Consider the following 9627-nt stretch of genomic DNA (forward strand, 5'->3'; position numbering starts at 1 on the left):
GGTTTTTCGATGAGTTATCAGGTTCTTGCACGTAAATGGCGTCCGCGCTCGTTCCGCGAAATGGTCGGCCAGGCCCATGTGCTGAAGGCCTTGATCAATGCCTTGGACAATCAGCGCCTGCACCACGCCTACCTGTTCACCGGTACCCGGGGCGTGGGCAAGACGACCATCGCCCGTATTATCGCCAAGTGCCTGAACTGCGAAACCGGCATCACCTCCACGCCATGTGGCACCTGTTCGGTGTGCCGGGAGATCGATGAAGGCCGTTTCGTCGACCTGATCGAGATCGACGCCGCCAGCCGCACCAAGGTCGAGGACACCCGCGAACTGCTCGACAACGTGCAGTACGCCCCCAGCCGCGGGCGCTTCAAGGTCTACCTGATCGACGAAGTGCACATGCTGTCCACGCACTCGTTCAACGCCTTGCTCAAGACGCTGGAAGAGCCGCCGCCCTACGTCAAGTTCATCCTCGCCACCACCGACCCGCAAAAGCTGCCGGCCACCATCCTGTCGCGCTGCTTGCAGTTCTCGCTGAAGAACATGAGCCCGGAGCGGGTGGTCGAACACCTGAGTCATGTCCTGGAGGCCGAGAACGTTCCGTTCGAGCCTGATGCCCTGTGGCTGCTGGGCCGCGCTGCCGATGGTTCGATGCGTGATGCCATGAGCCTCACCGACCAGGCGATCGCGTTCGGCGAGGGCAGGGTGTTGGCCGCCGATGTGCGGGCCATGCTCGGCAGCCTCGATCACGGCCAGGTCTACGGTGTGCTGCAGGCGCTGCTGGAAGGGGATGCGCGGGCGCTGCTGGAGGCGGTGCGCAACCTCGCCGAGCAGGGGCCGGACTGGAGTGGCGTGCTGGCCGAAATGCTCAATGTGTTGCACCGGGTCGCCATTGCCCAGGCGCTGCCCGAGGCGGTGGACAATGGTCAGGGTGATCGCGACCGAGTGCTGGCGCTGGCGTCGGCCTTGCCTGCCGAAGATGTGCAGTTCTATTACCAGATGGGCCTGATTGGCCGACGCGACCTGCCCTTGGCACCCGACCCGCGGGGCGGTTTCGAAATGGTCCTGCTGCGGATGCTGGCGTTCCGACCGGCCGATAGCGACGATGCGCCGAAACCGGTACTAAAGCCGGTGGGGATCAGCCAGGCCACAGCTGATCCTGCAACCCCGGTGGCAGCGCCCACGGTGGTCCCCGACGCGCCTGTCGTTGCTGCCGCAGCACCCGCTGCAGTGGTTGCGGCCCCGCAAGCCGAGCCTGCGGCTGCCGTCGAGGCAATGTCGGCTGCGCCACCACAACCTGAGCCCAAGGCCGAGCTGGCCGAGCCCGAGCCGGCACCGGAAGAGGAAGTCATCGACCTGCCCTGGGAGGAGCCTGCTGCCAAGCCTGCTCCCGTTGCCGTTGAGCCGGAGCCTGCGCCTGCGCCGGCTGCCGCGCCCCAGCCCCCAGTCGCTGAGCCGCAAGATGCCCAGCCGGCCTATGACGAGCCGCCATTCGATCCGTCTGCCTACGCCTCGGCGGGCATGGAGCGTGATGACGAGCCACCGATGGATGAGGACTACTATGGCGGCGAAAGCGACCCGGTGGGCTTCAGCTATCTGGACGAGCTGGTCGAGCACGTTCAGGAAGAGGCCCCCATCGCTGCGCCCGAGCCGCTGCCGGCCGCCAAGCCCGCCACCGGGCTGGCCCTGCAATGGCTGGAATTATTCCCACAGTTGCCTGTGTCCGGGATGACAGGCAACATCGCCGCAAACTGTACGCTGATGGCTGCAGACGGTGACGACTGGCTGCTGCACCTTGACCCGGGTCAGGGCGCCTTGTTCAACGCCACCCAGCAACGCCGGCTGAATGAAGCGCTCAACCAGCACCTGGGGCGCACCCTGAACCTGCGCATCGAGCTTATCCTGCCCGAGCAGGAAACCCCGGCCCAGGCAGCCTCGCGCAAGCGTGCCGAGCGCCAGCAGGACGCCGTGGCGTCGATCGAGCAGGATCCGTTGATCCAGCAGATGATCAAGCAGTTCGGTGCGACCGTGCGGCAGGATACTATTGAACCTGTAGAAGCCCTGGTCAGTCAGGGTCAGTAACGGATAACCATGCGGCCGGCCTGCGGCGGGCTGCATCACACGACCCAATCGAGGTATACCCCCATGATGAAAGGTGGCATGGCCGGCCTGATGAAGCAGGCCCAGCAGATGCAGGAAAAAATGGCCAAGATGCAGGAAGAGCTGGCCAACGCCGAAGTGACGGGCCAGTCTGGTGGCGGCCTGGTCAGCGTGGTGATGACCGGCCGTCATGACGTCAAGCGCGTCAGCATCGATCAAAGCCTGATGTCGACTGAAGAAGACGACAAGGAAGTGCTCGAAGACCTGATTGCTGCTGCACTGAACGATGCCGTACGCAAGGTCGAGCAGAGCAGCCAGGAAAAAATGGGTGGCATGACTGCAGGCATGCAGCTGCCGCCGGGCTTCAAGATGCCGTTCTAAGGCATTTGCAGTTGGAAAGCCGCCGCTGGGTTCCAGGGCGGCTTTTTTTGTGGTGTTGTTTGCAGGTCGTTGCTGATGCTGCCGGGCGCATGCCTGGATGTTCTGGCGGCCTTTGGATCGAGCGCCGCTTGTGATAGGTGAGATTTGACGCTGTCAGGCTGCGCCGGTATAAACCGCCTCTCATAGAATTATCAGGCCTTTCCCATGAGCTTCAGCCCCCTTATCCGCCAACTGATCGACGCCCTGCGCACGCTGCCGGGCGTCGGCCAGAAAACCGCCCAGCGCATGGCCCTGCAGTTGCTGGAACGCGACCGCAGCGGTGGTGTGCGCCTGGCCCAGGCGCTTAGCCTGGCCATGGAAGGGGTTGGCCATTGCCGCCAGTGTCGCACCTTGACCGAGCAGGAGTTGTGCCCGCAATGCGCTGATACACGCCGCGACGATACCCAGCTGTGCGTGGTGGAGGGGCCGATGGATGTGTATGCGGTGGAGCAGACCGGCTATCGCGGTCGCTACTTCGTGCTCAAGGGGCATCTGTCGCCGCTTGATGGCCTGGGGCCTGATGCTATTGGCGTGCCGCAGCTGATGGCGCGGATCGAGGAGCAGGGCAGCTTTACCGAGGTGATCCTGGCCACCAACCCGACTGTGGAAGGGGAGGCGACAGCACATTACATCGCGCAGTTGCTGGCCGAGAAGGGGCTGGTAGCCTCGCGGATTGCCCATGGCGTGCCGCTGGGCGGCGAGCTGGAGCTGGTCGACGGCGGCACCCTGGCACATGCCTTTGCGGGGCGTAAGCCGATTTCCCTTTGATTTGAATTGCTGGGGCCGCTGTGCGGCCCTTTCGCGACATAAGGCCGTACGCGGTCCCCTGTAGGGGCGGCCTTGTGTCGCGAAAGGGGTGCAAAGCACCCCAAGAATCACTCAGTACTCGCTCAGCGAAAACTCGGTCAGGCAGAAGGTCGGCACACCCGCCGCCTGCAGCCGGCGCGAACCGTCCAGCTCAGGCAGGTCGATGATCGCCGCCGCCTCGAACACCTGTGCACCGGTGCGGCGCACCAGGTTGGCTGCGGCCAGCAGTGTGCCGCCGGTGGCGATCAGGTCATCGAAGATCAGCACCGAATCGCCTTCGCACAGGCTGTCGGCATGCACTTCCAGGAAGGCTTCACCGTACTCGGTCTGATACCCCTCAGATAGTACGTCAGCCGGCAGTTTGCCTTGCTTGCGGAACAGGATCAGCGGCTTGTTCAACTGGTGGGCGATGATCGAGCCGATCAGAAAGCCCCGGGCATCCATGGCGCCGATGTGGCTGAACTCCGCCTCGACATAGCGTTCGATGAACTGGTCGGCGACATAACGCAGCCCGCGTGGCGACTGGAACAGCGGGGTGATGTCGCGGAAGATCACACCCGGCTTGGGGAAGTCCACTACCGGGCGGATCAGGGCTTTGAGGTCGAAGGCTTCGCTGTGCATTGTTGCAGGTATCCTGAAAAACGAATGCGCCAGTATACCTTTTTCAAGCAGGCTTTCAGGCCTCCATCGCACCACCGGCCAGCGCACACAACTGGATCGGGTCGAGGATGTGCACTTCCTTGCCCTCGGCGCGCAGCAGGCCGTTCTGCTGGAAGCGGGTGAACACCCGCGACACGGTTTCAACGGCCAGGCCCAGGTAATTGCCGATTTCGTTGCGCGACATGCTCAGGCGGAACTGGTTGGCCGAATAGCCGCGGGCGCGGAAGCGTGCCGACAGGTTGACCAGGAAGGTGGCAATGCGCTCATCGGCGGTCTTTTTCGACAGCAGCAGCATCATTTGCTGATCGTCACGGATTTCACGGCTCATCACCCGCATCAGCTGGCGGCGCAACTGGGGTAGTTGCACCGACAGCTCATCGAGGCGTTCGAACGGGATTTCACACACCGAGGTGGTTTCCTGCGCCTGGGCCGAGACCGGGTAGGCTTCAGTGTCCATGCCGGACAGCCCGACCAGTTCGCTGGGCAGGTGGAAGCCGGTGATCTGCTCCTCGCCGCTGTCGCTCAGGCTGAACGTCTTGAGGGCGCCGGAACGTACGGCGTAAACCGAGCCGAAATTGTCACCCTGGCGGAACAGGAACTCGCCCTTTTTCAGCGGGCGTCCGCGTTTGACGATTTCATCCAGTGCATCCATGTCTTCCAGGTTGAGGGAAAGAGGCAGGCACAGGGGGGCCAGGCTGCAATCCTTGCAATGGGCCTGGCCGTGGGCGCGCAGTTTGACTGGCTCGGACATTTGAATCGATCCTTGTGGGAAAGCACACATAAGTCGTAAGGGTAACCTACGGCATAGGGTGTAGGCCAGTGTGCGCGAGGATGATGCGCCTTGGCCGAACCCCAGCTGCATCATGCCGGGGGTCCGTTCTTGCCCATAGTGTGCCTGGCAAGCGGGCTTGTCCACACGGTCAACGACTCGCCTGGCTAGATCACCCGCGAGAATCGCTGACGGTCGTGCATCGCCAGATACGCGTCGAACACCATGCATACCGAGCGGGCCAGCAGGCGCCCGGCCGGCAGGATGCGGATGCCCTTTTCGTCGAGGCGGATCAGGCCGTCCTTTTGCATGTTCAGCAGCGCTGGCCAAAGATCGTTGAAATAGCCCCGAAAATCGATGGTGAACGCGCTTTCGATCGGCTCGAAGTCGAGCTCGAAGTGGCAGATCAGTTGCTGGATCACTGCCCGTCGCAGGCGGTCATCGTGATTGCACAGCAGCCCGCGCTGGGTTGCCAGCTGGGAGCCGGACAGCGCGTCCTGATAGGTATTGAGGTCGCTGCTGTTCTGGCAGTACAGGTCGCCGATCTGGCTGATTGCCGAAACCCCCAGGCCGATCAGGTCGCAGTGGCCGTGGGTGGTGTAGCCCTGGAAGTTGCGCTGCAGGGTACCTTCTTCCTGGGCGACGGCCAGCTCGTCGTCGGGCAGGGCGAAGTGGTCCATGCCGATGTAGCGATAGCCGGCGGCGGTGAGTTGCTCGATGGTGGCCCGGAGCATCTCCAGCTTGGCTGCCGGGGCCGGCAGGTCGTTGCTGTCGATACGGCGTTGCGGCATGAAGCGCTCAGGCAGGTGAGCATAGTTGAAGACCGAGAGGCGGTCGGGCTGCAGGCGGATCACTTCCTCAACGGTGCGGGCGAAGCCTTCCGGGGTCTGCTTGGGCAGGCCGTAGATCAGGTCCAGGTTGACCGAGCGGAACTGCAAGGTGCGCGCCGCCTCGATCAGGGTGCGGGTCTGTTCCAGGCTCTGCAGGCGGTTGATCGCGCGCTGCACCGCAGGGTCCAGGTCCTGCACACCGAGGCTCACGCGGTTGAAGCCCAGTTCGCGCAATAGGCCCATGGTCGACCAGTCGGCCTCGCGGGGGTCCAGTTCGATGCCGTAGTCGCCGGAATCATCGTCCAGCAGGTTGAAGTGCTGGCGCAGGGTGGCCATCAGCTGGCGCAGTTCCACATGGCTGAGGAAGGTCGGCGTGCCGCCGCCCAGATGCAACTGTTCAACACGCTGTTTAGGGTCCAGGTGGCAGGCGATCAGCTGGATTTCCTGCTCCAGGCGCTGCAGGTAGGGTGCGGCTCGGCCACGGTCCTTGGTGATCACCTTGTTGCAGGCGCAGTAGTAGCAGATGTTGGCGCAGAACGGCACGTGTACGTACACAGACAGCGGGCGCACGGCCCGGCGGCTTTCGCGCAGGGCGTGGAGCAGGTCGAACGAGCCGACTTCGCTGTGCAGTTGCACCGCGGTCGGGTAGGAGGTGTAGCGCGGGCCGGCCAGATCGTAGCGGCGGATCAGGTCGGCATCCCAGCGTAGATCTTCGAGCATGTGGGCGGTCCCCGGAATGAGCAGCAGTGCCCCGGAGTCTATGGTCGTCTGTAGGAATCTGTGTTGATTTGTATCAAGAGCTAGGGGGCCGCTGCGCAGCAGCGCCTGTCAGTGCCCCATCAGCCAATGCTGGTGCGGCCCCGGCAGTGTCCACAGGCCGAACAGGATGACCAGCAGTCCTCCTGCCATGCGCACGCTACGCCGCCGCAACAGGCTGTTGACCCGCTCCGCCGCCAGTCCCGTAGCCAGCAGCACCGGCCAGGTACCCAGCCCGAACGCCAGCATCAGCGCCGCGCTATACCCCGCATTGCCTTGGCTGGCTGCCCACAGCAAGGTGCTGTAAACCAGCCCGCACGGCAACCAGCCCCACAGCGCGCCAAGCAGCAGGGCCCGGGGCAGGCTGGAGACCGGCAACAGGCGCGAGGCCACTGGCTGGATATGCCGCCAAAGCCCTCTGCCCAGTGCTTCGATGCGTGTCAGCCCGCTCCACCAGCCGGCCAGGTACAAGCCCATGGCGATCAGCAGCAACGCGGCCACCACCCGCAGTGCCAGGGCGGCAGGGCTGCTGGCTACCGCCCAGCCGGCCAGGCCCAGCAGCAGGCCGGCGCAGGCATAACTGAGGACCCGCCCAAGGTTGTACGCCAGCAGCAGGCGCAGGCGCCGGCCCCGTTGCTCCGGCGGGATCGCCAGGGTCAATGCGCCCATCAGGCCGCCGCACATGCCCAGGCAGTGGCCGCCGCCGAGCAGGCCGAGGACCAGCGCGGAGCCGAGCAGGGGAAGCAGGTCAGGCACGGGGTGGTTGGTCCTTGTCTTGCGGCTCGTCGGGCTCTTGTTTGACAGCAGCCTGGTGGCGTGGGTCCTGGTCGTCGAACAGGATGCTGTGGGCAGGGCTTTCAAGGTCGTCGTACTGGCCGCTGTCCACCGCCCAGAAAAAGATGTACACGGCGACGCCGACGAGCAGCAGGGCGGCCGGGATCATGACATAGAGGGCTGGCATGGGCGGCTCCTGATCAGGCAATGGCAGGTTGTGGGGCGCTGGCGGTGGCCGCCACGCCCGGCAGCCGGGTCAGGCGCAGGGCATTGAGGACCACGATCAGCGAGCTGACCGACATGCCGACGGCGGCCCATACCGGGGTGATCCAGCCGAGCGCGGCAAACGGCAGCATGAGGCCATTATACAGGGTCGCCCAAAGCAGGTTCTCGATGATGTTGCGGCGGGTGCGGCGGGCCAGGTCGAAGGCATGTACCAGCGCTTGCAGGCGGTTGCTCAACAGCACTGCATCGGCACTGGTCTTGGCAAGGTCGGTGGCACTGCCCATGGCAATGCTGATATCGGCGGCGGCCAGCACCGGCACATCGTTGACCCCGTCACCCAGCATCAGCACCTTGCGTCCTGAAGCCTGCAGAGCCTTGAGCCGGTCCAGCTTGTCGTCCGGGCGCAGGCCGCCGATGGCCTGATCGATACCCAGTTGGGCGGCTACTTCGGCGACCATGGGCGAGCTGTCGCCCGACAGCAGCAGGGTGCGCCAGCCACGCGCCTTGCAGGCCGCCAGCAGGGCAGGGGCGTCCTCGCGCAGGCGGTCGTCCAGGCCGAACCAGGCCAGCGGGCCTTGGCGATCACCCAGCAGCAGCCATTGGCCGCGGGGCTCCGGGACAGTCGGGATTTCGGCGCCGCTGAGGGCGCAAACGAACGTGGGCTGGCCGATGCGCAGGCGTTGCCCGCCGACCAGCCCTTCCAGGCCCAGCCCAGGTACCGTTTGCACATCCTCCGCAGGCTCGGCATTGCGACCGAAGGCGCGGGCGATGGGGTGCTCGGAGCGGTTTTCCAGGGCGGCGGCAAGGGCCAGGCAGCGGTCGGCGGCCACTGCGCCCAGCGGGCGAATGCTGCGCAGCGTGAGGCGGCCCTCGGTGAGCGTGCCGGTTTTGTCGAAAATGACCGTGTCGATCTGGTTGAGGCCTTCCAGTACATGGCCGCGGGTGACCAGCAGGCCGAGCTTGTGCAGCGTACCGGTGGCGGCGGTCAGTGCAGTAGGGGTGGCGAGCGAGAGCGCGCATGGGCAGGTGGCTACCAGCATGGCCAGGACAATCCAGAACGCCCGTGTCGGGTCCAGGTGCCACCACCACAGGCCTATGACGATGGCGGCCACCAGCGTGAACAGCAGGAACCATTGCGATGCACGGTCGGCAATCTGCGCCAGGCGTGGCTTTTCCGTCTGCGCGCGTTCCAGCAGGCGGACGATGGCCGACAGTCGCGACTCCTGGCCAAGGGCTTCGATTTCTACGTTCAGCGTGCTTTCGACATTCAGGGTGCCGCCGGTGACCCGGTCGCTGACCCGCCGCGGTTGCGGCAGGTACTCACCGGTCAGCAGCGACTCGTCGACGCTGGAGCGGCCTTCGACAATGCGCCCGTCAGCCGGGATCACTGCGCCGGGCAACACCTGCACGGTGTCGCCGCGTTGCAGTTCGCTGAGCAGGATGCGCTCGCTGCGGCCAAGGCTGTCCAGGCGCAGGCAAGAGGCCGGTAGCAGGTTGACCAGTTGCGCGGTGGCCGCTGCCGTACGCTCGCGGGCGCGGCGTTCAAGGTAGCGGCCGGTGAGCAGAAACAGTGCGAACATGCCCACGGTGTCGAAATACAGTTCGCCACTGCCGGTGATGGCCGTCCAGATCCCGGCACCAAAGGCCAGGGCGATGGCCAGCGATACCGACACGTCCATGGTCAGGTGGCGGGTGCGCAGGTCGCGTGCGGCCCCTTTGAAGAAGGGCGCGCAGCTGTAGAACACGATCGGGATGGTGAGAAACAGCGCCACCCAGCGCAGGATGGTGTGCAGCTCGGGCGACAGGTCGATGTTGAATTCCGGCCAGGTGGCCATGGTCGCCATCATCGCCTGGAACCACAGCAGCCCGGCCACGCCCAGCCTGCGCAGGGCGCTGCGGTTTTCGCGTGCCAGTTGCTCGGCGGCCTGGTCTGGCTGGTAGGGGTGGGCGGCGTAGCCGATCTGGCGCAGCTCGGCCAACAATCGCGAGAGCGGCAGGCGTTGGTCTTCCCAGCTGAGCAGCAGGCGATGGTTGGACAGGTTAAGGCGTGCGTCGGCCACGCCGGGCAGGTTGCGCAAGTGCTTTTCGATCAACCAGCCGCAGGCGGCGCAGCTGATGCCTTCGACCAGCAGGGTGGTTTCGGCCAGATCGCCCTGGTGGCGGACGAAGGTCTGTTGCACGTCGCTGCGGTCGTACAGGGCCAGTTCGTCCTGCAACTGCTTGGGCAGGGCTTCGGGGTTGGCGCTATTGTCGCTGCGGTGCTGGTAGTAGTGTTCCAGCCCGCCGGCG

Annotated in this window: 9 protein-coding genes; 3 read left to right on the forward strand and 6 right to left on the reverse strand. The window is 64.9% G+C overall.

The genetic code is table 11. From position 1 onward, the window contains the following. Nucleotides 1-9: 9 nt before the first annotated feature. The 3 genes from dnaX to recR all read left to right on the forward strand — a co-directional run bounded on the left by dnaX (nt 10) and on the right by recR (nt 3285). Nucleotides 10-2079 (forward strand): DNA polymerase III subunit gamma/tau, encoded by a 2070-nt coding sequence (gene dnaX, locus BLX42_RS03410; protein ID WP_161871146.1) that lies wholly within the window; start codon nt 10-12, stop codon nt 2077-2079. A 63-nt stretch (nt 2080-2142) separates the two neighbouring features. Further along, a complete protein-coding gene (locus BLX42_RS03415; protein ID WP_012315418.1) occupies nt 2143-2478 on the forward strand; it encodes a YbaB/EbfC family nucleoid-associated protein in 336 nt (111 codons plus the stop codon). Between the two features lie 204 nt (nt 2479-2682). Beyond that, complete coding sequence (gene recR / locus BLX42_RS03420) at nt 2683-3285, forward strand: recombination mediator RecR (protein WP_012315417.1); 603 nt, start codon at nt 2683-2685, stop codon at nt 3283-3285. A 111-nt stretch (nt 3286-3396) separates the two neighbouring features. Here the strand turns inward: recR and BLX42_RS03425 are convergent, their stop codons facing one another. The 6 genes from BLX42_RS03425 to BLX42_RS03450 form a co-directional block, all read right to left on the reverse strand. Then, the gene (locus BLX42_RS03425; RefSeq protein WP_003254303.1) at nt 3397-3945 is read right to left on the reverse strand and encodes an adenine phosphoribosyltransferase; all 549 of its coding nucleotides are present in this window, start codon (nt 3943-3945) and stop codon (nt 3397-3399) included. 55 nt (nt 3946-4000) lie between these two features. Continuing rightward, nucleotides 4001-4735, reverse strand: a complete 735-nt coding sequence (gene fnrA, locus BLX42_RS03430) for a Crp/Fnr family transcriptional regulator FnrA (protein ID WP_012315416.1) — start codon at nt 4733-4735, stop codon at nt 4001-4003. A gap of 185 nt (nt 4736-4920) precedes the next feature. Next, nucleotides 4921-6303 (reverse strand): oxygen-independent coproporphyrinogen III oxidase, encoded by a 1383-nt coding sequence (gene hemN / locus BLX42_RS03435; RefSeq protein WP_115274246.1) that lies wholly within the window; start codon nt 6301-6303, stop codon nt 4921-4923. A gap of 108 nt (nt 6304-6411) precedes the next feature. Next, nucleotides 6412-7095, reverse strand: coding sequence for a sulfite exporter TauE/SafE family protein (locus BLX42_RS03440; RefSeq protein ID WP_046785297.1), 684 nt, complete (start codon nt 7093-7095; stop codon nt 6412-6414). After that, complete coding sequence (gene ccoS, locus BLX42_RS03445; protein ID WP_046785296.1) at nt 7088-7300, reverse strand: cbb3-type cytochrome oxidase assembly protein CcoS; 213 nt, start codon at nt 7298-7300, stop codon at nt 7088-7090. The genes BLX42_RS03440 and ccoS overlap by 8 nt, the downstream gene beginning before the upstream one ends. Before the next feature lie 13 nt (nt 7301-7313). After that, the coding region (locus BLX42_RS03450; protein WP_161871147.1) for a heavy metal translocating P-type ATPase at nt 7314-9627 on the reverse strand (2314 nt) is incomplete at its 5' end.

The organism is Pseudomonas sp. SG-MS2 (assembly GCF_009933855.1).
Lineage (GTDB): Bacteria > Pseudomonadota > Gammaproteobacteria > Pseudomonadales > Pseudomonadaceae > Aquipseudomonas > Aquipseudomonas putida_E.

Bases quoted from the DNA above. Each gene is read 5' to 3' on its own strand.
- dnaX (WP_161871146.1), top strand. From the start codon at position 10: ATGAGTTATCAGGTTCTTGCACGTAAATGGCGTCCGCGCTCGTTCCGC.
- BLX42_RS03415 (WP_012315418.1), top strand. From the start codon at position 2,143: ATGATGAAAGGTGGCATGGCCGGCCTGATGAAGCAGGCCCAGCAGATG.
- recR (WP_012315417.1), top strand. From the start codon at position 2,683: ATGAGCTTCAGCCCCCTTATCCGCCAACTGATCGACGCCCTGCGCACG.
- BLX42_RS03425 (WP_003254303.1), bottom strand. From the start codon at position 3,945: ATGCACAGCGAAGCCTTCGACCTCAAAGCCCTGATCCGCCCGGTAGTG.
- fnrA (WP_012315416.1), bottom strand. From the start codon at position 4,735: ATGTCCGAGCCAGTCAAACTGCGCGCCCACGGCCAGGCCCATTGCAAG.
- hemN (WP_115274246.1), bottom strand. From the start codon at position 6,303: ATGCTCGAAGATCTACGCTGGGATGCCGACCTGATCCGCCGCTACGAT.
- ccoS (WP_046785296.1), bottom strand. From the start codon at position 7,300: ATGCCAGCCCTCTATGTCATGATCCCGGCCGCCCTGCTGCTCGTCGGC.